At 58.4% G+C, this 22,769-nt stretch carries 22 protein-coding genes and 2 tRNA genes; 16 read left to right on the forward strand and 8 right to left on the reverse strand.

The window, feature by feature from the left end; genetic code table 11:
- The first annotated feature begins 201 nt into the window (after positions 1 to 201).
- From N4R57_10765 to N4R57_10775, 3 genes are read left to right on the forward strand one after another with little or no spacing between them, the layout of a single operon-like run.
- On the forward strand, positions 202 to 831 hold the full coding sequence (locus N4R57_10765; protein ID UYV39432.1) for a TetR/AcrR family transcriptional regulator: 630 nt from the start codon (positions 202 to 204) through the stop codon (positions 829 to 831).
- A gap of 12 nt (positions 832 to 843) precedes the next feature.
- On the forward strand, positions 844 to 1,824 hold the full coding sequence (locus N4R57_10770; protein ID UYV39433.1) for a zinc-binding dehydrogenase: 981 nt from the start codon (positions 844 to 846) through the stop codon (positions 1,822 to 1,824).
- A 10-nt stretch (positions 1,825 to 1,834) separates the two neighbouring features.
- On the forward strand, positions 1,835 to 1,981 hold the full coding sequence (locus tag N4R57_10775) for a hypothetical protein (protein UYV39434.1): 147 nt from the start codon (positions 1,835 to 1,837) through the stop codon (positions 1,979 to 1,981).
- A 532-nt stretch (positions 1,982 to 2,513) separates the two neighbouring features.
- Here the strand turns inward: N4R57_10775 and N4R57_10780 are convergent.
- The 3 genes from N4R57_10780 to N4R57_10790 form a co-directional block, all read right to left on the reverse strand.
- The gene (locus tag N4R57_10780) at positions 2,514 to 3,242 is read right to left on the reverse strand and encodes a hypothetical protein (protein UYV39435.1); all 729 of its coding nucleotides are present in this window, start codon (positions 3,240 to 3,242) and stop codon (positions 2,514 to 2,516) included.
- 88 nt (positions 3,243 to 3,330) lie between these two features.
- A complete protein-coding gene (locus tag N4R57_10785; GenBank protein ID UYV39436.1) occupies positions 3,331 to 3,657 on the reverse strand; it encodes a hypothetical protein in 327 nt (108 codons plus the stop codon).
- Positions 3,658 to 4,110: 453 nt separating this feature from the next.
- Positions 4,111 to 4,818 carry an FCD domain-containing protein gene (locus tag N4R57_10790; GenBank protein ID UYV39437.1) on the reverse strand — a complete coding sequence of 236 codons (708 nt, stop codon included), beginning with the start codon at positions 4,816 to 4,818 and terminating at the stop codon, positions 4,111 to 4,113.
- A 161-nt stretch (positions 4,819 to 4,979) separates the two neighbouring features.
- On the opposite strand from N4R57_10790, the gene N4R57_10795 reads away from it, so the two are divergent.
- From N4R57_10795 to N4R57_10840, 10 genes are all read left to right on the forward strand, one after another.
- Positions 4,980 to 5,519 carry a TRAP transporter small permease subunit gene (locus N4R57_10795; protein UYV39438.1) on the forward strand — a complete coding sequence of 180 codons (540 nt, stop codon included), beginning with the start codon at positions 4,980 to 4,982 and terminating at the stop codon, positions 5,517 to 5,519.
- Positions 5,516 to 6,787: a TRAP transporter large permease gene (locus N4R57_10800; GenBank protein ID UYV39439.1), complete on the forward strand. Its 1,272-nt coding sequence runs from the start codon at positions 5,516 to 5,518 to the stop codon at positions 6,785 to 6,787. The genes N4R57_10795 and N4R57_10800 overlap by 4 nt, the downstream gene beginning before the upstream one ends.
- A complete protein-coding gene (locus tag N4R57_10805) occupies positions 6,787 to 7,725 on the forward strand; it encodes a 3-hydroxyacyl-CoA dehydrogenase NAD-binding domain-containing protein (protein ID UYV39440.1) in 939 nt (312 codons plus the stop codon). The genes N4R57_10800 and N4R57_10805 overlap by 1 nt, the downstream gene beginning before the upstream one ends.
- A complete protein-coding gene (locus N4R57_10810) occupies positions 7,722 to 8,684 on the forward strand; it encodes a TRAP transporter substrate-binding protein (protein UYV39441.1) in 963 nt (320 codons plus the stop codon). Before N4R57_10805 ends, N4R57_10810 begins: the two co-directional genes overlap by 4 nt.
- Positions 8,685 to 8,739: 55 nt before the next feature.
- Positions 8,740 to 9,597 (forward strand): VOC family protein, encoded by an 858-nt coding sequence (locus N4R57_10815; protein UYV39442.1) that lies wholly within the window; start codon positions 8,740 to 8,742, stop codon positions 9,595 to 9,597.
- A gap of 277 nt (positions 9,598 to 9,874) precedes the next feature.
- A complete protein-coding gene (locus N4R57_10820) occupies positions 9,875 to 10,450 on the forward strand; it encodes a VOC family protein (protein UYV39443.1) in 576 nt (191 codons plus the stop codon).
- A gap of 5 nt (positions 10,451 to 10,455) precedes the next feature.
- Entirely contained in the window at positions 10,456 to 11,097 is a 642-nt protein-coding gene (locus N4R57_10825) for a class II aldolase/adducin family protein (protein ID UYV39444.1), read from the forward strand.
- Positions 11,098 to 11,142: 45 nt separating this feature from the next.
- On the forward strand, positions 11,143 to 12,597 hold the full coding sequence (locus N4R57_10830) for a 2-hydroxymuconic semialdehyde dehydrogenase (protein ID UYV39445.1): 1,455 nt from the start codon (positions 11,143 to 11,145) through the stop codon (positions 12,595 to 12,597).
- Positions 12,598 to 12,607: 10 nt separating this feature from the next.
- Positions 12,608 to 13,390: a 2-oxo-hepta-3-ene-1,7-dioic acid hydratase gene (locus N4R57_10835; GenBank protein UYV39446.1), complete on the forward strand. Its 783-nt coding sequence runs from the start codon at positions 12,608 to 12,610 to the stop codon at positions 13,388 to 13,390.
- Complete coding sequence (locus tag N4R57_10840; protein UYV39447.1) at positions 13,387 to 14,154, forward strand: HpcH/HpaI aldolase/citrate lyase family protein; 768 nt, start codon at positions 13,387 to 13,389, stop codon at positions 14,152 to 14,154. The genes N4R57_10835 and N4R57_10840 overlap by 4 nt, the downstream gene beginning before the upstream one ends.
- A 302-nt stretch (positions 14,155 to 14,456) precedes the next feature.
- Here the strand turns inward: N4R57_10840 and N4R57_10845 are convergent.
- Positions 14,457 to 14,543, reverse strand: a tRNA-Leu gene (locus tag N4R57_10845).
- 273 nt (positions 14,544 to 14,816) lie between these two features.
- Here N4R57_10845 and N4R57_10850 point away from each other — a divergent pair.
- Both N4R57_10850 and N4R57_10855 read left to right on the forward strand, forming a co-directional pair.
- Positions 14,817 to 15,395, forward strand: a complete 579-nt coding sequence (locus N4R57_10850) for a DedA family protein (GenBank protein UYV39448.1) — start codon at positions 14,817 to 14,819, stop codon at positions 15,393 to 15,395.
- Positions 15,396 to 15,397: 2 nt separating this feature from the next.
- Positions 15,398 to 15,865, forward strand: a complete 468-nt coding sequence (locus N4R57_10855; protein UYV39559.1) for a disulfide bond formation protein B — start codon at positions 15,398 to 15,400, stop codon at positions 15,863 to 15,865.
- A 360-nt stretch (positions 15,866 to 16,225) separates the two neighbouring features.
- On the opposite strand, the gene N4R57_10860 is transcribed toward N4R57_10855, so the two are convergent.
- Positions 16,226 to 16,471 (reverse strand): hypothetical protein, encoded by a 246-nt coding sequence (locus N4R57_10860; GenBank protein ID UYV39449.1) that lies wholly within the window; start codon positions 16,469 to 16,471, stop codon positions 16,226 to 16,228.
- A 474-nt stretch (positions 16,472 to 16,945) separates the two neighbouring features.
- Positions 16,946 to 20,650 carry a vitamin B12-dependent ribonucleotide reductase gene (locus N4R57_10865; protein ID UYV39450.1) on the reverse strand — a complete coding sequence of 1,235 codons (3,705 nt, stop codon included), beginning with the start codon at positions 20,648 to 20,650 and terminating at the stop codon, positions 16,946 to 16,948.
- 497 nt (positions 20,651 to 21,147) lie between these two features.
- Here N4R57_10865 and N4R57_10870 point away from each other — a divergent pair, with 497 nt between their 5' ends.
- Positions 21,148 to 21,732, forward strand: coding sequence for a hypothetical protein (locus N4R57_10870; GenBank protein UYV39451.1), 585 nt, complete (start codon positions 21,148 to 21,150; stop codon positions 21,730 to 21,732).
- A 299-nt stretch (positions 21,733 to 22,031) separates the two neighbouring features.
- On the opposite strand, the gene N4R57_10875 is transcribed toward N4R57_10870, so the two are convergent.
- Together N4R57_10875 and N4R57_10880 are read right to left on the reverse strand one after the other, a co-directional pair.
- Positions 22,032 to 22,108, reverse strand: a tRNA-Pro gene (locus tag N4R57_10875).
- Positions 22,109 to 22,161: 53 nt separating this feature from the next.
- Positions 22,162 to 22,620 carry a hypothetical protein gene (locus N4R57_10880; protein UYV39452.1) on the reverse strand — a complete coding sequence of 153 codons (459 nt, stop codon included), beginning with the start codon at positions 22,618 to 22,620 and terminating at the stop codon, positions 22,162 to 22,164.
- Positions 22,621 to 22,769 lie beyond the last annotated feature (149 nt).

The following is a 22,769-nucleotide window of genomic DNA, read 5'->3' on the forward strand; positions in this document are numbered from 1 at the left end:
CCATAGCACAATAGCGTATGGCGATCTCGATTGCAATATACTTAACATATTAACTATCTCGATTTTGCGATGGCTGGCGGGATTGCGAGCAAACGGTTGAAATTGCCGGATTTGCCGAAGCGTGGCGCGTCACGCCTTCGTGATCATGGCGGGTGTCATCAGCACTAGACGACCGGTCTATTACTGCTTAGGTGACGCTTTATGACAGAGACAGCCAAATCAGATCTTACGCGCAAACGCATTCTTGATGCCGGACATGCCTTGGTGCTTAGGCACGGGTTTTCCGGTGTCGGCCTGTCGCGCATCCTGAGCGAAAGTGGCGTGCCGAAGGGCTCGTTCTATTACTACTTTGCATCGAAAGAGGCCTTTGGCACCGCTCTGCTTGCGGATTATGTCAAAAGCTATCTTGAGCGTGTTGACGCGCTGATTGCGGGTCCGGGACCGGCGGGTAGAAAGCTCGACCAGTTTTGGGACGCGTGGCTTGCGCATTCGGATGATGGAACGGATGCGAAAACAGCCGGGATTGCCAGCGAATGTCTGGTGGTCAAGCTGGGCGCGGAGGTTGCGGACCTGTCCGAGGACATGCGCGAGACGCTTGATCGCGGTGTTGATGCGCTTGTCGGGCGGATTGCACGATTGCTGCGTGACGGCATGCAGGAAGGGTCGGTTCGCCCGTTGGACGACCCGGACTGCACCGCGCGGATGCTTTATGCCAAGTGGCTGGGTGCTGCAATTTTGGCCAAGCTTGGGCGCAGCGATGCTGCGTTGCGCATGGCGCGTGAGGAAACCTCTGTTCAACTTTCCCCTACCGGGGATTCACTTACAACTTGAAAGGACTACAGCATGTTTGCTGCAATTCACGACACTTTCGGCGAGCCCGCCGAAGTTCTTTACACGCGCGAAATCGACGCCCCTACCCCGTCTGCGGGAGAGGCGCTGGTTCGGATGGTGCTTTCGCCGATCCACAATCACGACCTTTGGACGATCCGCGGGAATTACGGCTATAAGCCTGAACTGCCCGGCGCGATTGGTGGCACCGAGGCGCTCGGTATTGTTGAGGCTGTTGGCGAAGGTGTTGATGACGCGCTGATTGGCAAGCGCGTGGTCATTGCCGGTGTTCACGGCACATGGGCCGAGTATTTTGTCGCGCCGGCGGGTGGTTTGCTGCCCCTGCCCGATGCGATTGCCGATGAGGCCGGAGCGCAGTTGATTGCGATGCCGTTCAGCGCGCTGTCATTGCTTGAAACGCTTAAGGTTGGCGAAGGCGAATGGTTGATCCAAACGGCGGCGAATGGCGCGGTTGGCAAGATCATGGCCGGTCTGGCCAAGGCGCGTGGCATCAACATCATTAACCTTGTGCGGCGCGAAGAGGCGGCGGAAGAGTTGCGCGCGGCGGGGATGGACAATGTTCTGTCGACGTCGGACGAAGGCTGGGTCGCGGCGGCACGCGAATTGATCGGGGCTGCTGGAGCGGTTTCGGCGATTGATTCCGTTGGCGGCGAGATCGCGGGCAAGCTTGTTGAGCTGCTGGGTAAAGACGGCGAGTTGGTCGTGTTTGGCACGGCCACGGGCGCGCCGCTGAGCATGTCGTCGGGCGAGTTGATCATGAAACACATTACGGTCAAAGGTTTCTGGGGCTCGCGGGTGAGCAACGAGATGGCGCCGGACACGCGTCTGCGTTTGATCGGCGAGTTGGTCAAGCTGGCGGCGAGCGGGCAATTGCCGCTGGATTCCGGTGGCAGCTTTGCCTTGGCGGACAGTGTTGAGGCGATGAAAGCCGCCCTGACCACCGGACGGACCGGCAAGGTTATGCTGCGCCCTTAAGCGGTTATGAATGGTGGTATCGGCCGGTTTATGGCCGGTGCCACCGCTTTGGGTTGTCAGGTTTGTTTGGGTCGCCTTGGGCGGATTTGAGCCGCGCGCCGCAGGTGGCATGAGCCGTGCCGGTGGTGTGGCGGTTTGGCCTTTGTTTGGCACGTGACGATGCACAAGAATTGCAAAGCGATGGTATCCGAGGCCGGGCTCGCTCGGTAAACTATACTAGTTGAAATCCACCATATGAGAGATTTTGTCGCGGCTTCTGCCTCCCCCAACCTACGCACCAAGAAGCACGCGTTAGCTTAACGCCGCCAAGCCGTTAGATAAAATTTAGGAGGCGTTAGCTTTCAAGCTCAAATGCGTTGGGTTGGGATACTGCTGACCAATACGGTCGGGCTTTGTCGCACAGAGGCGTTTCTGAGCTGCAAGGCCCCTTAACCAGTCGTACCTACGTGACAATCTTTTCCGCAGGTTTCCGTTTGCAGTTCATGGGTATTCATCCGTTTTCTAAAGACCGCGGCGGCCCCATGCAGAAAGGCAGGATCACGACGTTCAGGCAGAATAACTGGACCGACTGCGGGCGATTTTTTAACGATCAGTCAACCGACCTTTGAGAGCGCATCCCAATTTTTGGGCGCGCCTTGCACTCTATGATCTGGTTGCAACTGGCTGACCCGCCGCAATGAAGACGGAAATCAGGGTTCGATGTGAGCGCTGGAACCGCCATAGTGTAAGAATGAATAAGCCAATAGCTGCGAAGGACCAGATATTAATCCATTCGGGAACCAGTCTTTCCGTTTTTCAAACAGATCATCCAAACTCAGCTTCATTTTGCCATCGAACGGCGCCAAAAGGTAGTACATTGCAAGAAATTCCGGTCTAATTTTTTGCTTTTGCAAATGCTCAACCGAGTCAGGCACCTGTTTTCTAGGACTAATGTACATATTAATAGAATCGTCATTAGACATCACATTCACTCTCAAAGATTTTGCAATAAGTTCTATCTCTGATTTGTCTAAGATTCCCACGCGATGCATTGCCAAAGGCAACTCTATAGTTACCGCTGCTTTGAAAAAGAGCTCCGCACCTTTCACATGGCTAAAGCTACGCTCACCGAAAGAGCACTCTGGGTGGGCTATGTTCTTGTTATCAGGTGTGGGTGCGTAAGCCCACGAAACCGTTCCGTTTTTCTCTTCGTACCAGTTGTGCCTGAAAAAGTTGTACGACTTCTCGCAAACATCCCGGTAACGTTCGTTCCGCGTTATCGCATACGCTTCCGCTGCAACTGCTGCGTATAGATGGGTGTGATTCAGCGGCTCGATGCTGGCATTCCATTTCGACACGAAATACCCGCCTTTTGATAGGGGGTGTTCAACGAACTCATCGAGGTGCGCTTCTAGCCCCTCGCAAACGGTATCAGTCAATTCCTTCTTCATTTTCTCTGGGAGCTTATCGCCAGCCCTGATTAGCAAGTCAGTGTAAGGCAAAAGCAACAGTCCAGTGCTCTCGACTTCACATGACCTCAATCCTTGGTCTTTTCGGCCGGCAAGTCGCGTGCCCCAAGAGGAAAGGGACCTTGCCACGCAAATCGTCAGTTAGCCCCAATTGATCATCGCGGAAGGCCTTGAAACTGGAGTGCACCTGATCAAACAACTCTAAAGCATGCTGCGATTCAGTTGCACAATAGTACATTGATAGCGCCCTGCCCCAATACCCCCAACGCCATGACCATTCCCGCCCTCTTTCACCAACCTTAAACTTAGACTGACGCGTGAAAATTGAATCTATGTTTTTGCAAAGCGTTTTGTAAAAATGGTTATTGGCTTCATCTTTGTTCATTTTACGTCCAAAAATTTACTTATATTTCTTAAACATACTGCGCTACGGGCATTGGTGAAAATCTGCTACATGGTTATCTAAACTTGCCCTCCTTTGTTCTATTGGCCATGCATCAACGTCTGGGCGCTCCTGTCGAAGCTGTCGAACTACCCGGTTGAGACTTGACTTGCTCCGCAGAAAAGTCCTGCGTTTATTGTTAATCCGTCTTGCACCCTTCTGTCTAACGTGTGGCGACTTCGAAAACTGCGTCTTTCGTGTGTAAAGCGGTTTGGCGCAGATCTTGAGCCTTTCAGCGACATCTTTGACCGCGCATTGACGCTCGGCCAGTTGCGCTATGGAGTACTGCTTTAACTTTTTCGTAAACCAAATTCCCTGATTTGGGATGGAGGAAATTGCCAGACATACCTCAGCAGGAATGACGGGATCGAGCCTGATGACAGGCATGCGAAGCCGTCAACCGGTTTGCTCTGCCTTGGAGGCTTGTATTGCTTGAACCACGGCTTGGGTGGTCCTTTCGATGTGTTCGCGCATGATCTGCTGACCTGCATCGACATCCTTGTCCAGAGCGGCCTCCATCAATGCGCGGTGTTCCCGGCTGATGTCGCGTGTCAGAACGGTGCGCACACGGCTTAACCTGCGATAGCGTTCGTGGTGGTTAAACATGCTGGCGCGGGTGCGCAGCAACCACACAGATGGGCAGGCCGCCACCAGCGCCTCGTGAAACGCATGATTGAGCCGCTCCCAATCAGACAAGGCCGCGGCGCTTTTGCCGGGGTCGGCTTCCAGCCGCTCAAGACGATGGAACGTCGTGATCACCTTCTCTTCCCATTCAACGTCGCCTTCAGGGAAGGAAAGCTTGAGCGCTTCCGCCTCGACCATTTTGCGAAGATCGCCGATCTCGCGCGCGTCTTGGGCCGTGAACGGTGCGACAACGAATCCTCGCTGGCCGAGAATCGTGACCAGATGATCGCCGGCCAAACGCGACATGGCCTCGCGCAGGGGGCCGGTGCCGATATCGTAGCGCTTTCGCAGCATGTCGATCTTTAGCTTCTGACCCGGAGCGAGCGCGCCCGAAACGATGTCCTCCCTAAGAAGGCGGTACGCGCGCTCTGAGGCGGTTTTTTCTGTGCCGTCGATGTCCAAGGTGCTTTGAAACTCCATTTTTCGCTCTTGCTTAGCAAATCTGACCCGTCCGGCCAAAGGCTTTACAAAAGCATACAATTTTGCGCCCTCGTCGTAAATATAGATATTTTAATTGACTTGGAAAAAATATCGGCATTAATTGCGCCCCGGAGGTGGAGATGAATCACGAAGCGAGTCCCATGTTGCAGCAGAACAGCCTGTTGCGTTTAAGCGGTGCGATTGCGCGGCTTGAGACCTTTGCGATCGGTGCGTTGATGGTGTCGATCTTTGCGCTGCTTATGTTGAACGTGGTGTCCCGCGCGGTTGGCGCGCCGGTGATCTGGGTGGATGAAGCGGCTGTGTTCCTGATGATCTGGGTCGCTTTGTTCGGGGCGTCTTTGGCGCTGGCCAAGCGCGAACACCTTGCGGTTACGCTGGTTTCCGACACGTTTGGCGTCAGAGCACGGCGGCTTCTGAGTGTTATCGTGGACGCGCTTCTTTTCGTTTTCTTCGTCCTGTTCGCGATCATTTTGTGGCGCTGGTTTGATCCCATAACGCTTTGGCAAGCCGGGTCGGTCGTGGCCTTCTCGCGAGAGACATTCAACTTTCTCTACCAAGAGCCAACAGTCACCTTGGGTGTGCACAAAGTCTGGTTCTGGCTGATCCTGCCGGTGTTTTGCCTTAGCGGATTGGTTCACTGCGCGGCGCAGCTGACCCGTTCCAAGGGGGCGATGCAATGATCGCTGCAAGCAGCTTTTTCGCCTTTCTGGCGGCCGGGGTTCCGATCTCTTTTGCGCTTATTTTCCTTGCCCTTGTTTACATCGCGGTCACGGGCAACTGGATCTTGCTGCAATCCTTTCCACAACAATTCTTCGGTGGGATGGAAAATTACGGGCTGCTGGCTTTGCCGCTCTTTATTTTGCTGGGCGAGTTCATGAATGCCGGGGGCATCGGGCGCCGGTTGATGGCGCTTGCGCTTGCCATGCTTGGGCGGCTGCCTGCCGGGCTTGCTTATGTGAACATCGTCGCGAACATGATGATGGCGTCGATTCTGGGCTCAACGGTTGCGCAGATTACCATCATGTCCCGCATCGCGGTTCCCGAGATGGTGCGCGCCGGCTATCCCAAGGATGTCAGCGTGGCGATCACCGCAGCCGGCGGTTTGCTGGCGCCGATTATCCCGCCGTCGATGATGTTCATCATCTATGGCGTGATTGCTCAGCTTCCGATCGGCAACCTTTTCATTGCAGGGATCATTCCCGGCGCAATGATGTTTGCGGGCTTTATCCTTGTCGTGATGTGGCTGGGGCGCAAGCACGGGTTTCCAGCGACCGCCCCCATGCCGATGCAAGAGCGCGGCAAAGCTGTTTGGAATGCGCTTCCGGCGGCTTTGATCCCTGTGCTGATTGTCGGGACGATCCTTGGCGGCATTGCGACACCGACAGAGGCTGCCGCGATTGCGGCTGCTGCTGCCGCCTTCATCGGCCTGTTTGTCTATCGCGAGATGACATGGCGGCAGATCCTTCCGGCATTTGTCAGCGCCGGACGGGGGGCTGCCGTGGTTTTGTTCCTTATTGCGGCCGCTCAGGTGTTTAGCTGGGTCATCACCTTTGAAAACCTGCCGGCGCTTGTGGCGGCGTGGATGCAATCGCTGACCACCTCGCCGGTCATGTTCCTGCTTATGCTGAATGTGCTGCTGCTGTTCCTTGGTATGGTGGTGGATCCGATCCCCGCCATTATCCTGATCGTGCCTGTGTTTCTTCCGGTTGCGACGGATGTTTACGGCATTGATCCCTTTCAGTTTGGCGTGATCATCTGCCTGAACCTGACGATGGGGCTGCTGACGCCGCCGGTCGGGACCGGGCTGTTTACCGCAGCTTTGATGACGGGCGAACGCGCCGAACGCATCGCCCGCCTGATCCTGCCGTTTCTTGGGTCCATCGCGCTTGTGCTGATCCTGCTCGCCTTCTTCCCTGTGTTGTCCACAGTTTTGAAGGATGCGTTCTGATGGCTCGGGTTGCGGTTCTTGGTGGCGGATTGATTGGCTGTGGTTGGGCGGCGGCTTTTGCGGGTGCCGGACACGAGGTTGTCGTGGTAGATCCAGATCCGGCAACGGCTGATCGCCTTGCCGACACTTGGACCAAGGCACAGCCCGCCATGTTGGCGCTTGAAACGCTGGCAGAACAGACCCAAGCGCCGCGCCACGAAAGCAGCGCCGACGCTCTGGCGAGCGTTGAGCTTGTGCAAGAGGCGTTGCCCGAAAATCTCGCGCTTAAACACCGGGCCTTGGGCGAGATTGAGGGGATCATCCCCGCGCATGTGCCGATCGCCTCCTCGTCTTCGGGGTTCACGCCGCAAATGATTGCGCAAGGCATGGAATTTCCCGAAAGGCTCTTTATCGCCCATCCTTGCAATCCGCCCTACCTGATGCCGACGGTCGAGTTGATCGGGCAGGAGATTACGCCCGCCTCGGCGCTTGATGCGGCACAGGCCCTGTATGAAGGGATGGGCAAAACCGTTCTTCGCATGGCCAAACCCATGCAGGGCCATCTGGTAAACCGTCTGCAATTCGCCCTTTGGCGCGAAGCTGTCAATCTGGTTGCCAGCGGTGCGGCCACCCTGCCCGATGTTGAGCGCGCCGTGACCGAGGGGCTTGCGCCGCGCTGGTGCTTGATGGGGCCGGCCGGGGTGTTCCATCTTTCCGGCGGAGCGCGTGGCATGGAGGGTTACCTCGACGCGCTCGGCCCGGCGACGAGCGCCATGTGGGACGACCTTGGTGCGCCCGATCTCGCCAAGGCAGCCGATGCGTTGATCGCCGGAATGGCCCAGTCTGACCCACGCCCGGTCGCGGAGATTGGCCAAGCGAGGGACGAAGCGTTGCCGCGTGTTTTGCGCGCGCTCAAGCCGATCAAATCAAACTATCACCAAAAGGGAGGAACGACATGAAACGTCTATTTAAGTATGCTTTGGGTTTGGCCGCATTAGCAGCCCCCCATATCGCCCAATCCGAGGAATACCGCCTTGGGCTTATCACGCCGCCGCCACACCAGTGGACCGTTTCAGCCACGCAAGCCGCAGCTGAAATCAAGGAGAAAACCGACAGGCGTGTCGACATCCTGATTTTCCCATCAGGGCAGCTGGGCAATGAATCCCAGATGCTGCAACAACTGCAAACGGGCGCGATGGACTTTGCCTTTTTCACCTTGGGTGAATTTGCCAACCGCAACCCCAACTATGGTATTTTCCTTGCGCCCTACCTTGTTGAAGACGTGGCCGGAGCGCGCAGTTTGCTGAAAGGCAAAACAGCTCAGAAGCTGCTGGACGGCATGGCCGATTTTGGGCTTGTCGGCTTTGGCTGGGGCATGGCCGGGATGCGGATCATTGTCACCGGAGAGAAAGTTGAAACCGTTGGCGACCTCGACGGCAAGAAAATCCGCACCATTCCGTTCGCGCCGGAACTCGCCTTCTGGGAAGCTCTGGGTGCAGCGCCGACGCCGATGCCATTGCCCTCGCTCTATGATGCGTTTGCCAATGGTCAGGTCGACGGAATGCAGATCGACGTCGAAGGCACATGGAACACCAAATACTATGAGCACGCTGAATCCATCATCGTGTCCAATCACATGATGTTCCCGATGGCCGCCATTGGGTCCGGGCGCAAATGGGCCGGGATTGCCGAAGCCGACCGCGCCGTTATCCAAGAGGTATTTGCCCGCAAGTTGGATGAGATGGTCGTCGGCTATGGCGAAATTGATGCAAAATACAAAGCCAGCCTAGAAACAACCGATATTCCGGTCACAACGGTCGGGCGTGAATGGTTCGGCCCGGCGATTGACGCATGGTATAGCGAATGGCGCGAGAAAGCTCCGATGCTGGTCGAGCTCGAAGCTGAAGCGAAGAAGTAAACGTCCGGGCTGGGCATGATTTCTTGCCCGGCCCCACCAACAGGAGAAAACCGCAATGTCTGCCCCTTACCGCGATCTGCGTTACTTGCGTCAGCCCGTTTTAAACCTTGAGGACGCTGAAAAATTCGGGCGTGAGGTGTTGGGCCTGCAGCTGGAAGACAGCACGGAGCAGGCGCGCTACTTTCGGTCGGACAGCCGCAACCACGCGCTTTGTTTTACAGAGGGCGGCGTGCCTTCGGTGGCGCTTACCGTGGCGGAAAAAGCGGATCTGGACAGGGTTTTTGATCAGTTGAGCGAGGCCGGATATGCGCCGCGCTGGCTATCGGATGACGAGGCAGAGCAGCGGCAGATCAAAACCGGCATCACGGTGAGCGCACCCAACGAAGTGCAGGTTGATATTGTCTGGCGCCCGCTGACCTCGGGCTGGCCATTTCACGGCGCGCGCCATACCGGTCTGACCGAACTTCAGGCCGTGCAACTGGCCTGCACCGACATTCAGGCGAACGAGACGTTTTGGACCAAGGGCATCGGTGGAACCGTGTCTGATTGGGCCGGGCGCGCCGCCTTTATCAATATCGACGGTGCGCATCACCGCATCGCGCTTTATCCGTCGGAGCGCGATGGCGTTCTGGGCATTACCTTTGGTGTGCAAGAGACCGAAGATGTCATGCGCAACTGGTATGTCATGCAAAAACTGCAGCTGCCCGTCGCCCACGGCCCCGGCCGCCAGCCGACGTCTGGTGCCTGTTTTGTGACCATGCGCGGCGTCGGTGAAATTCTCTATAGCTATGCCACAGCCATGGCCCCACCCAACGCGACCGGCCCAAGGCAGTTTCCTGATACCGCCCTGAGCCATTGTGCGTGGGGCTCGCCCTCGACACTGGCAGAATTCAACGGAGGATCGGACGCATGATCGAGCTTAAAGACGTCGTTTATTGCCGTTTGGGCACCAAGGATCTGGCGGGTGCCGAGTGGTACGCGATCAACATTCTGGGGTTGGAGGTGTCCGGGCGACGCCCGGGAGCGGTCTATTTCAAATCGGATCAGAGACAGCATACGTTGTGCTATTTTGAGGGCGACCCGGAGGATCAGACAACAGCATTCGAAATCGGCTCGGCTGATGACCTGAACAAAGCTGGGGCGACGCTCGAAAGCCTTGGCCATGATGTGCACTATGGTCGGCGCGAAGAATGCGAGTTGCGCTTTGTGCAGGCCTTCATCCGGTTCAACACCCGATGGGCAACCAGATTGAATTTGTTCTGCGCCCCGACACCACGGCCCAAGCCTATCACGGGACGCGCGATGCGGGGATCACAGGCTTTAGCCATGTTGGGCTTTGCTCCAATGATCTTGAGCGCGATGAGTTGTTCTGGACCCAAGTATGCAACGCGCGGGTGTCCGACAGGATCGGCGATGCCCCCCTCATGCGGCTTGGCACAATCCATCACTCGATCGCATTGTTCCCGTTTCACAAACCCGGCATTCAACACATCAACCATCAGGTCGGCGGCACCGATGATATTCAGCGCAGCTTTAATTTCGTGCGCGAGAACCAGGTGAATGTGACGTTCGGACCGGGGCAGCATCCGACCTCCTCTGCCGAGTTTCTCTACTTCACCGGGCCAGAGGGAATGACCTTTGAATATTCTAGCGGCGTTGTCGAAATTCACGACGAGCCGCTTTGGCGCGACCGGCAGTTCCATTTCGAGCCGAAGGGCTTCTGTAAATGGGGTTCGGCCCCGAATATCGAAGCGTTCAAGGATTGATGGTCATGGAAGAGCTTGCCAGGACCACACGTATCGCCGCGCGCGCCCTTGGTCGGGCCGGGCTTGTGCATGCCTATGGCCATTGTTCCGCGAGAATAGATCAGGATCGCTTCCTCGTCTGCCCGTCGGTTCCGATGGAGCATGTCGAAATCGGCCAACCCTGTAGCGTTGTGCCCGTTGTCGGCGATCTGCCGGAGGGGGTGTTGGGCGAAGTCCGGCTTCATCAACAGATCTATGCCCGTCGACCCGAGGCCCAAGGCGTTGTCCGCTTCATGGGCCCGCAAATGATGGCGCTGGCGGCGTTGGGGCAAGCCCCGCAAATCCGTCACGGCTTTGGCACTTATTTCGCGCCGGAAGTTGGGTTTTGGTCTGACATTCAACTGGTGCGTGATGATGCGCGGGCGCGTGGAGTGATTGATGCAATGGGCGACGGCGCCGGCGTGATGATGCGCGGGAACGGGGCGGTGGTTGCGGGGGCGTCGCTGCCCGAGGCCGTATCGCTGGCGTGGTATCTGGAAGATATGTGCCGCGTCGAATTGGCCGCGCAGGCAACTGGATTGGCCGATGCGCCAACGATCCCCCCGCCGAAGCCGAGACCCGCGCCACGCGGCAAGGGCGCATCTTTGAACGTATGTGGGACTACTTGAGCCATGGCGACCCAGAGTTGTCAGGCGGCAATTGAAAGGCAGGTTATGCAAAAAATACTTAACTTCATCGACGGTGAATTCACGGCGGGAACGGGCGGCGAGTTTGCCGATCATTTCCCGACCACAGGCGAGGTTTTTGCCGAAGTGTCGGCTGCCGGGAAATCCGATGTCGATGCCGCTGTTGGTGCCGCGCGCGCAGCACTTAACGGACCATGGGGGCGGATGAGCGTTCCCGAACGCGTGGCGTTGCTGCGCAAGCTGGCCGACGGGATCAACGCGCGTTTCGATGAGTTTCTGGCAGCAGAAATCCGCGATACGGGCAAGCCGACCAGTATTGCCAGCCACATCGACATCCCCCGCGGCGCGGCAAACTTCAATGTGTTCGCGGATCAGATCCAGACCTCGTCGACAGAGACCTTCGAGATGGCCACGCCGGATGGCGGCGGCGCTCTCAACTATGCGCTGCGCGGCCCTCGTGGTGTGATTGCCGTCGTCTGCCCTTGGAACCTGCCGCTTCTGCTGATGACTTGGAAAGTGGCCCCTGCCCTTGCCTGCGGCAATACTGTCGTGGTCAAACCCTCCGAGGAAACCCCGGCCACGGCCACCCTGCTGGGCGAGGTAATGAACGAGGTCGGCATCCCGCGCGGCGTTTATAATGTTGTGCATGGCTTTGGCCCCGGTGCTGCGGGTGAATTCCTCACCGCGCACCCGGATGTCGACGGTGTTACCTTTACCGGCGAAACCCGGACCGGCGAAGCGATCATGAAATCCGCCGCAAACGGTGTGCGCCCTGTGAGCCTTGAACTGGGCGGCAAGAACGCTGGCATCATCTTTGACGATGCCGACCTCGACGCCACGCTCGAAGGGATCGGGCGCGCCTGTTTCGCCAATACGGGCCAAGTCTGTCTGGGCACTGAACGGCTTTATGTGCAGCGTGGCATCTATGAGCGCATCTGCGAAGGTCTTGCGGAAAAGGCGCGCGGCTATCAAATGGGCGATCCGTTCGACAGCGCAACCACCATGGGCACCGTGATTTCAGCCGAGCATCGTGCCAAAGTGCTGTCTTATTACGAGAAAGCACGCGCCGGAGGTGCAGAGATTCTTGCCGGTGGCGGCACGCCCGATGTGGCGGGGTTTGACGGCGGCTATTGGGTTGAACCGACTGTTTGGACGGGATTGGCAGAAGACCATCCCGTTGTAACCGAAGAGATTTTCGGCCCCTGCACCCATATCACGCCGTTTGACAGCGAAGACGAGGGTGTCGCGCTGGCCAACGCTTCGCCCTATGGGCTGGCTACGTCGATCTGGACCAGCAATCTGGGCACCGCGCACCGTGTTGCCAAGCAGATCGAAGTTGGCATCACTTGGGTCAACTGCTGGTTCCTGCGTGATCTGCGCACGCCATTTGGGGGCTCGAAATCCAGCGGGATCGGGCGTGAAGGCGGGGTTCACTCGCTCGAATTTTACACCGAATTGCGCAACGTCTGCATCAAGCTTTGAGGAAAGAAACATGCTAAGTGAAAAAGACCGCCAGACCTGTGTTGACGGGTTGCTTGAGAGCCATCGCACCAAGGTTCAGGGCCGCCGCCCGTCGGAAATGTTTCCCGACATCGAAATCGCCGACAGCTATGCGATTTCCAGCGCCGTGGCCGCGGCCAAAGAGAAAGAGGGCATCAAGATCGTCGGCCACAAGATCGGCCTGACATCCAAGGCGATGCAGGCGGCTTCCAAGATCGACGAGCCGGATTACGGCTATCTTTTCGACGATCTTATCCTTCAGGATGGGGCCAAGGTAAACTTCGATGACTTCTGTGTGCCGCGCGTCGAACCCGAGCTGACATTTATCCTCAAAGAACGGCTTCAAGGGCCCAATGTCGGGCTGATTGACGTGATGCGTGCGACAGAGTGGGTTGTCCCCTCGATCGAGATCATTGATGCCCGCGTTACGGAACCGCGCAAGATTTTCGACACGGTCGCCGACAATGGCGCCGCTGCCGGCATCGTTTTGGGTGGGCGGCCGGTGCGGCCCGAAGACGTTGATCTTCGCTGGGTCGGCGCGGCGTTCTATCGCAACAGCCAGATCGAAGAGACCGGGTTGGCCTGTGGGGTTCTGGGGCATCCGGCAATGGCCATCGCATGGCTGGCCAACAAGCTGGCCCCGTTTGATACCGCACTGGAGCCGGGGCACATGATGCTTTCGGGCAGCTTCACGCGCCCGGTTTGGGCCGAGAAAGGCGATACACTCCACGCTGATTTCGGTCCGCTCGGCTCTGTCGCGGTGCAATTCGTATGATGCGCACACCGGAAAACGAGTTCAAGCGCCGCCTGCTGGCGGGTGAGGCGCTTGACGGGCTTTGGATGTCCCTTGCAAGCCCTGTCGCAGCCGAAGCGCTAGGCCTGTTGGGCTATGATTGGCTGATGTTTGACACGGAACATGCCCCGGTTGATCTGGCACAGGTGCAACCCCTGTTGCAGGCGGCCTCTGCTGGCACCTCAAGCCTTGTGATGCGCCCGGCGTGGAACGATAAGGTGCTGATCAAACGCGCGCTTGATATCGGTGCGCAAACGCTGCTTGTGCCATTCGTGCAAAACGCCGAGGAAGCCGCGGCAGCCGTTGCTGCGACACGCTATCCTCCGCACGGTATTCGCGGCGTTGCCGGTGGCACCCGCGCCAGCCGGTTTGGTCTGGCGAGTGATTATTTTGAGAAAGCCGACCAGAACATCGCGGTCCTTGTGCAAGTGGAAACCGTGGAGGCGATGGCGCAGTTGGAAGAGATCGCTGCTGTGCCGGGGGTGGACGGCGTATTCATCGGCCCCTCTGATCTTGCGGCAAGCTATGGCCATCTTGGCAATCCCGGCCATGCGGACGTTCAAACGGCGCTTAAAGAGGCCGCGGCCCGGCTTGGCGCTGTGGGGACGCCTGCAGGTATTCTTGCCACCAATAGCGAGGACGCCAAGCGCTATCGCACTTGGGGCTATGCCTTTGTGTCCTGCGCTGTCGACCTAGGGCTGTTGGTGCGAAGCGCCGCCGCAACTTTGAAAACCATGCGTGATTGATTGCGCCAGTACTGTTTGCCCTGCTTGCCGGGGGTAAGCCGATAAAGACCTGATCCGGTCTTTTCGTCATTCGTGCAAAAACGCGCCAACAAGCTGATTGGCCGTTTTTGCACGAAGGGCTTCACGCCAAGGTCTGCAAGCTGGTGGTTAAAAACAACGTCATCTGCTCCAAAGGCCGAAGCGATACGCGCGAGCGATCCCAAGGCGAAGATCAGCCGATCTTTGCTTTATGACACGCCGGTTGGCGTGACTGCCGAGGAATTCCGAAAATCTTGCAACATGCAATCTGCTGCAACACGCCATGGTACCCAAGGCCGGACTCGAACCGGCAAGCCTGTTAAGGCGGGGGATTTTGAATCCCCTGTGTCTACCAATTCCACCACTTGGGCACTGGCATGGCTGAACGGTGATTTAGCGAATTGTGCGCGGGTGGGAAAGTGGAAAATGGCCCCAATCGGCATAGATCGCGATGAATTCTTGTCGCGCGGCATGCGCCCTGCCCTCAGACAGCTTGGATTTTGGGTTCGCGCCCGCGCGCTCCTGTGTTAGAGGGCCTTAAAAGCAAAGGCACTTGGCAGTTTCTTCCCTACGTGAGCCGTATAGTGGCAAACGGTGACAGGGAACAGCGGCCGGGCAGCAGGCGGCAATAGGCAGGCACACAGATGATACGCGGGCTATATGACTGGACGATGCGGCTGGCGGAGCATCGCCACGCGATGTGGGCGCTGGCTTTGGTGGCGTTTATCGAGAGTTCGGTTTTTCCGATTCCGCCCGATGTGATCATGATCCCGATGATTCTGGCGCGGCCGCATCGCGCTTGGGCGATTGCCGGTGTTGCCTTGTTAGCGTCGGTTCTGGGGGGCTTGCTTGGCTATGCCATCGGGGCGTTGGCGTTTGAGACGCTGGGGCAGCCGATTCTGGAATCGATGGGCAAGGCCGATGCGATGGAGGCCTTTAACGAACGGTTCAACGATGTCGGCTTCTGGGCGGTTTTGATCGCCGGGATGACGCCGTTTCCCTATAAAGTTATCACCATCATGTCGGGTTGGACCGGGATGCCGTTGCTGACATTCATGGTCACCAGCGTATTGGCACGGGGGTTGCGGTTTTTCATCGTGGCGGCCCTTCTGGCGCGGTATGGCGCACCAATTCGTGATTTCATTGAGCGGCGTTTGGGCTTGATGTTCGCCCTGTTTATCGTGCTACTTCTGGGCGGCTTCTATGTGGTGAAATTGCTATGAACCTGTCTCGACCAAACCTTATTTTCCTTGCCTCTGCGGGCTCTGCTGCGCTGATGATTGGCGCGTTGTTGTTTCAGCATGTCGGCGGGATGGCCCCGTGCAAGCTGTGCTATTGGCAGCGTTATCCGCATTATGCGGCGATTGTGATCGGGGTGATGGCGTTGACGATTCCGGGGCGGTTTTGGCCGCTGTTGGGCGCGTTGGCAACGGCGAGCACGGCCGGGATTGGCCTGTATCACACCGGAGTCGAGCGTGGCTGGTGGCAGGGGCCGGAAAGCTGCACCGGTGGCGGTAGCGGGCTTGGCAGCCTGACGGGCAATGATCTGTTGAGTGTTGATGCGCCAGCGGGTGTGGTGATGTGCGATCAGGTGCCGTGGGAGATGTTCACCCTGTCGATGGCAAGCTGGAATGCTTTGGCCTCGCTGGTTTTGTGTGTGCTTTGGTTGATGGCGGCAAAGAGCCGGGTCTGACGGCGGTTTTGTGATTTTGTGAGCGGATCACAAACGGGCGTGTCGTGAGCGGCTGTCGGTTGCCCACTTCTCACAAGGAACGACCCCCGACACTTGGGGCTTGCCGGGGATCGCCATCAAAGCGGAACAGGTTTGAAAAGAGGCCTGTGCGGCACCGGATCTTCGAGCTGCATTCGCAACGCATTTCTTAGCGTTCAAAGCCCGGCGGCGCGCAAAGCACCCTGATCCGCCCGATAAAATGCCCCGCCCCCTTGCCAGAAAACCGGCAGGCGGCGGGACCGCGCAGCACCGGGGCGCTGCGCTTGGGACAAAAGCCTGAGCGTGCCTGAGACGCTCTGCTTTTGTCCTTTGCGGTTTGGCTTAGCCTTCGGCTTTGAGAAGGCCAGCTTCGGTTGCTGCTGTGACTTCTTCTGCGTCGAGCGCACCGTCACCGTTCAGATCCATGGTCGAGAAGGCCTCGGCGGTGACATCGGGGTGCGCCGCCTGCACTTCTTCGATGGTGAGGAGGCCGTCGCCATTGGCATCGGTTTCCGCAAGCGCCGTGAGGGCCATCGCTGGGGTCATGAGAGCGGCAAGAGCGGTGGTGCGTGTGATACGGTTAAACATAGGGTTTCTCCTGTTATTGGTTACGAAGGTCTCTGCCTTCGAGGCCTATCTGGGGGCAACAGGGGGGCTGGCGTAAGGGGGCGGCACGGTCGGGGCGGTTTCGGGCTTGTTCGCGCCGGAAACGGGCCATTTCGCCGGCAATAGATGGCTGGGCAAAATCCTGCCACCGGTGATTGGGCGGATTGGCGCGTGGGGTTCGGGCGGTTTCGGCGGTGGGCGGCGCAAAAAGAGGCGCAATGGGCCGGGTGGCGGAGGATTGCCGGATTCGAGGGCAGCTTTGGGTGAGTCGTGACGGCGTAGACACTCTGCCCGGACTGAAGGCCGCACACCGCCTTGCCTGCGCGCAAAAAAAGGGGGGACCGAGAGGGCCCCCCTATGAGTTTCGCCGTTCAGGCTCACTCTTGAATGTACCGCTCGGTTTTTGCCTGCGGCCTGAACGTCGTTCGGGGGCGAGCGCACCCGCCCCGGATCTTTTTAGCTACAGCCCGAGGTTGCCCCGCAGGTGTTGCATTTCATACAGGTGCCGTTGCGCACCAATGTGTAGTTGCCGCAGTCGCCACAGGCTTCGCCCTCGTAGCCTTGCATCTTGGCCTTGGTACGGGCGTCCATCTGGCCCGCCGAGGAGGCGACAATACCGGAGGAGACCGACGTGGTTGTCGAGACGCTGACGCTGCCCCCTGCCCCGGTTGCCGCCGCGGCGGTTTCGGGCACCAAGGTTTGCAGAGCCGTTTCAGGGTCCATGCCGCTGAGCGCGGTGGCGCCCATTGCCTGACCACCCTGCAGCACGACCAGCTCTTGCGGCAGACGCTTGCGCAGGTAGCCTGTCGAGCTGATCTGTTTCAGCACTTCGAGCGATTTGGAGGCGGCGGTTTCCGACATCTCGGAGATGTTGGAGACACCCTCTTCTTCGCCCCGGCCCAGATCGTCAAAGCTGGTGCCTTCGGGTTTGATATGGGCCAGATCGGTCCGGTCGAGATAGCTGACCGCGAGTTCGCGGAAGATATAGTCGAGGATCGAGGTGGCGTTCTTGATGCTGTCGTTGCCTTGCACCATGCCCGCAGGCTCAAACTTGGTGAAGGTGAAGGCATCGACGAACTCTTCAAGCGGCACGCCGTATTGCAGGCCCACGGAAACCGCGATGGCGAAGTTGTTCATCATCGCCCGGAAGCCCGCGCCTTCCTTGTGCATGTCGATAAAGATTTCGCCAAGGTTGCCGTCTTCGTATTCGCCGGTGCGCAGGTAAACCTTGTGCCCGCCAACAACCGCCTTTTGGGTATAGCCTTTGCGGCGTTCCGGCATCTTCTCGCGGTGCGATTTGATGATTTCCTTGACGATCACCTTTTCGACGATCTTTTCGGCCAGCACGGTGGCTTTCTCGTGGGTGGAGCCGCTTTCGAGCGTCTCTTGAGCGTCTTCGTCATCCTCGACCAGCGCGGCCGCGAGCGGCTGGCTGAGCTTGGAGCCGTCACGATAGAGCGCGTTGGCTTTGACGCCGAGCTGGTGGCTAAGCTCATAGGCGGCCTGGCAATCTTCGATCGTGGCATCGTTGGGCATGTTGATCGTTTTAGAGATCGCCCCCGAGATGAACGATTGTGCGGCGGCCATCATAGTGATGTGGCTGTCGACGCCGAGGTAACGCTTGCCTTTTTTGCCACAGGGGTTGGCACAGTCAAAGACGTTGTAGTGCTCTTCCTTGAGGTGCGGCGCACCTTCCAGCGTCATCGTGCCACAGACGTGGTCGTTGGCGGCGTCAACATCGGCGCGGTCATAGCCCAGATGCTTGAGCATATCGAAGGTCGGGTCGTTGAGTTTATCCGCCGGGATGCCGAGGACACCGGTGCAGAACTCTTCGCCCAGCGTCCACTGGTTAAAGACAAAGCGGATGTCGAAGGCGGAGCCGAGTGCGGCTTCGACTTTCTCGATCTCGTTCGGGCCGAAGCCGTTGCCGATCAGCGAGGTGTGGTTGATGCCCGGCGCATTGCCAAGCGTGCCGTGGCCGACCGCGTAGGAGATGATCTCTTCGATCTGGGCCGAGCCATAGCCGAGCTTGTCCAGAGCGGCAGGCACGGATTGGTTGATGATCTTGAAGTAACCGCCGCCGGCGAGCTTCTTGAACTTCACCAGAGCAAAGTCAGGTTCGATGCCGGTTGTGTCGCAATCCATCACAAGACCGATGGTGCCGGTGGGGGCAATCACCGAGACCTGTGCGTTGCGATAGCCGTGCTGTTCGCCCAGCTTCAGCGCCTCGTCCCAGACCGCCATGGAGAGGTCCACGAGATGCGGCTCGGGGCAGTTGGTGAGGTCAAGCGGTACGGGCTTCACTTCGAGCGCCTCGTAACCTTCGGTTGCGCCGTAGGCCGCGTTGCGGTGGTTGCGGATGACGCGCAGCATATGCTCGCGGTTGCGGGCATAGCCGTCAAAGGCGCCGAGTTCGGAGGCGATCTCAGCCGAGGTGGCATAGGCAACGCCGGTCATGATCGCTGTGAGGGCACCGCCAAGGGCGCGGCCTTCGTCGCTGTCATAGCCCAGACCCATGTTCATCAGCAGGCCACCGATATTGGCATAGCCAAGGCCCAGCGTGCGGAAGTCATAGGAGCGCTGCGCGATTTCCTTGGACGGGAATTGCGCCATCATCACCGAGATTTCGAGCGTCACAGTCCAGAGGCGCGTAACATGCATGTAGTCTTCGGCCTGAAACTTACCATCTTCAAGGAAGGTCAGCAGGTTCATCGAGGCGAGGTTACAGGCCGTATCGTCAAGGAACATGTATTCCGAGCACGGGTTGGAGCCGCGGATGGCGCCATCTTCGGGGCATGTGTGCCATGCGTTGATGGTGTCGTGATACTGGATGCCCGGATCGGCACAGGCCCATGCGGCGTGGCCGACTTGCTCCCAGAGATCGCGCGCCTTGATGATTTTGGCGACCGTGCCGTCGGTGCGGCGGATCAGCTCCCAATCGGCGTCATCTTTGACGGCCTTGAGGAACGCATCGGTCACGCGGATCGAGTTGTTGGAGTTCTGGCCCGACACGCTGGCGTAGGCTTCGGAATCCCAATCGGTGTCATAGGTTGGGAATTCGATGCTGCCATAGCCCTGCTTGGCGTAATCCAGCACGCGCTTGACGTAGGTTTCGGGGATCGCAACCTTCTTGGCGTCGCGGATCGCCTGTTTCAGCTGATCGTTCTTCTTGGGGTCGACCGCGTCTTCGATCGCGCCGTCCCAGCCGCGGATGGCGGCGAAGATCAGGTTCAGCTTTTCTTCGTGCATCTTGGAGCCGGCCACGATGGAGGCAACCTTCTGCTCTTCCTTGACCTTCCAGTTGATGTATTCCTCGATATCCGGGTGGTCGGCATCGACGATCACCATTTTGGCCGCACGGCGGGTGGTGCCGCCGGATTTGATCGCCCCTGCGGCGCGGTCGCCGATCTTGAGGAAGCCCATCAGACCCGAGGATTTGCCGCCGCCCGAGAGCGATTCACCATCGGCGCGCAGCGACGAGAAGTTGGTGCCGGTGCCGGAGCCGTATTTGAACAGGCGCGCCTCGCGCACCCAGAGGTCCATGATGCCGCCGTCGCCAACCAGATCGTCGCTGACCGACTGGATGAAGCAGGCGTGCGGTTGGGGATGTTCATAGGACGACTTCGAACGGGTCAGCTTTTTGGTTTCGTGATCGACATAATAGTGGCCCTGTGCCGGGCCATCGATGCCATAGGCCCAATGCAGGCCGGTGTTAAACCACTGCGGGCTGTTTGGGGCCGCACGTTGGGTCGCCAGCATGTGGCGCATTTCGTCATAATAGGCGCGTGCGTCTTCTTCGGTGGTGAAGTAGCCGCCCTTCCAGCCCCAGTAGGCCCAAGCCCCTGCGAGACGGTCAAACACTTGTTTAGACGAGGTTTCGCCGCCCATTTTGGCGCCGCTGGCGGGTTCGGAGCGCCACAGGAATTCGGGCACGCCGTCTTCTTTGACGGCTTTGAGTTTGGAGGGAACACCGGCCTTACGGAAGTATTTCTGGGCGATCACATCCGAGGCGACCTGGCTCCAGCTTTTGGGAATTTCGACTTCGTCGAGTTTGAACACCGTGGTGCCATCGGGATTGCGGATCTCCGATGTGGTGGTGATGAACTCAAGCTCCGCGTAAGCGTCTTGTCCTGCCTTGGTGAATTTTCTTTCGATTTTCATTGCTGCCCCATGTTTCAGCTGTCAGTCCAAACCCACGCCCCCGCCGTTCCGGAAGACGCATCGCACACCGATTTTATTCGTAAGGCACAGGCAAAAGCTCACCGGTCGCATACCGAGGCGTTACTCGGTGCGCGTCAATGCCAGCGTTTACCCCGGCTTTTATGGTGTTCTCTTCAACCTGCCCGTCCCTCGCGGTCCACTATATGTTGTGGCCCTTCAACCGGCCTCCACAATTTGGCGTATCAGGCCATATCAGGTCAACAGCTTTAATTTTGAATTGAGCGGTTTTTGGAGTTGACCGGCTGGGAACCGGGATATCGAGGTAACGGGCATGTGATTCATAGCGCTGCGTATGGGGGGCATATTGAGCTGTGCTTGACCTTGTGGATGGTTCTCGAAACAGTATGAATTCGGCATAGTTATACGCGGCCTGACCTTGTGGACGAAACCGCGCGGCCCGTGAATTTGGGGCACGACAGCAGGTCAAAGGGGCCGTGATGAAAAAACATGCAAGTCGCACGCGGTCAGACATGAAAATGTCACACAACCGGAACGCGCAGGCGGGGATGGGGCGAATCTGCCACGCTGGTAGCGTGCTTGGAGTCGGGCTTATCTTGTGTTTAAGCGGATGCGCGACCACTACGCCTACTCCGAAAGAGACCGGCTCTGGAGCGCGGGTGACGGCGGCTTATTTCACCGACGATCCCGCGGCTTTGATCGCGGCGGCCAAGGGCGCCTGTGCGGATCCGGGGGAAACCTTTGTTCAGCCGCGCGATGGCGTGACGCAATGCCGCTTGCTGCTTGATCCGCAAACAACGGCTGCGGCGATCCTGTCTTATGACGGGGACATCAAGGCATTGCCGCAATTGGTGATCAGCCTATCAACGTCGCCCGCGGGCGACGGCCATCTGGTGGCGGGCTGTGCGTTTTTAAAGGTGCCGCATAAGGATGGTCGCGTGTCCCGCATTGTTCAGAACGACCGGACGGTGCATGGGCAACTTCGTGAGATGTTTGACGCAATCGGTGGCAAGCCGGTGCGCGAAGTGCCGCAGGAGATTGCGAAGCGGTGTTATGCATTGTGAGGGGTGGCCCACGGCTCTGAGGGCGGAGGTCGCCCCTGTGCCAGTCTATGCGCCCGCTTTGCGGGCGCCCTGAGGGGGAGACTTGACCGACTCCGGCAACACGCTGTGTTGCCTCTGTCGGTCTACGCGCCCGCTTTGCGGGCGCCCTAAGGGGGAAACTTGACCGACTCCGGCAACACGTTGTGTTGCCTCTGTCAGTCTACGCGCCCGCTTTGCGGGCGCCCTAAGGGGAGACTTGACCGACTCCGGCAACACGTTGTGTTGCCTCTGTCGGTCTACGCGCCCGCTTTGCGGGCGCTTGGTCGGGGCGGAGAGATTCGAACTCCCGACCCTCTGTTCCCAAAACAGATGCGCTACCAGACTGCGCTACGCCCCGGACCGAGGCTGTGTGTAGTCCCGGCTCCGGAGCAATTCAACCGCAAAAGCGCGTTAGCTGTCCTTTTTCGGATTTGGTGATCCAATCGGGTTCGCAGGAGAGCCGAGCGGCGGGTCTTTTGGGTGTTTTGGGCGTGGCTTGGTCGGGGCCTCGCCGCCGCTATCGCGCGCGGGCGGGTCCTCTTCGCCGGTCAAGCCTTGGTTCGCCTCCCCCGGTTGAGACAGGTCGTCAGGCTGAATGCCATCGTCTTCTGGCGGCACTTGATCCTGACTGGGTCGGCTTGCGCCAACCGCGCAATTCAACACGATCGCCAGAACTGCGATGCCGACGATTGCCCCGAAAACGATCACCGCAGCCAGGATTGCCGAGGACACCGCCGCTAGCGTTATTGGCCCCAATGCAATTGTCAGCCCACCATAGGCCGCAATGACGGCGGCGATGATGGCAAACAGCGTTGCGGCGATAAGAATGGTCGCCAAGTTACGCTCAAGCCCTTGTTTGATGCAGTCCATAATCTGCTCTCCTTTGCTAAAAGTTAGTATTTGAAATGCAAAGAAGATGCGCCTTTTGCGCCCAGTTGCACAGTCAGGTATTCCCCCGGAGCGTGCAGGCGCCCGCAAAATGCAACCGGCCCCGGCGTTTCCACCGGGGCCGATCAGGT

Source organism: Rhodobacteraceae bacterium D3-12 (assembly GCA_025916135.1).
In the GTDB taxonomy this organism is placed as follows: Bacteria; Pseudomonadota; Alphaproteobacteria; order Rhodobacterales; family Rhodobacteraceae; genus JAKGBX01.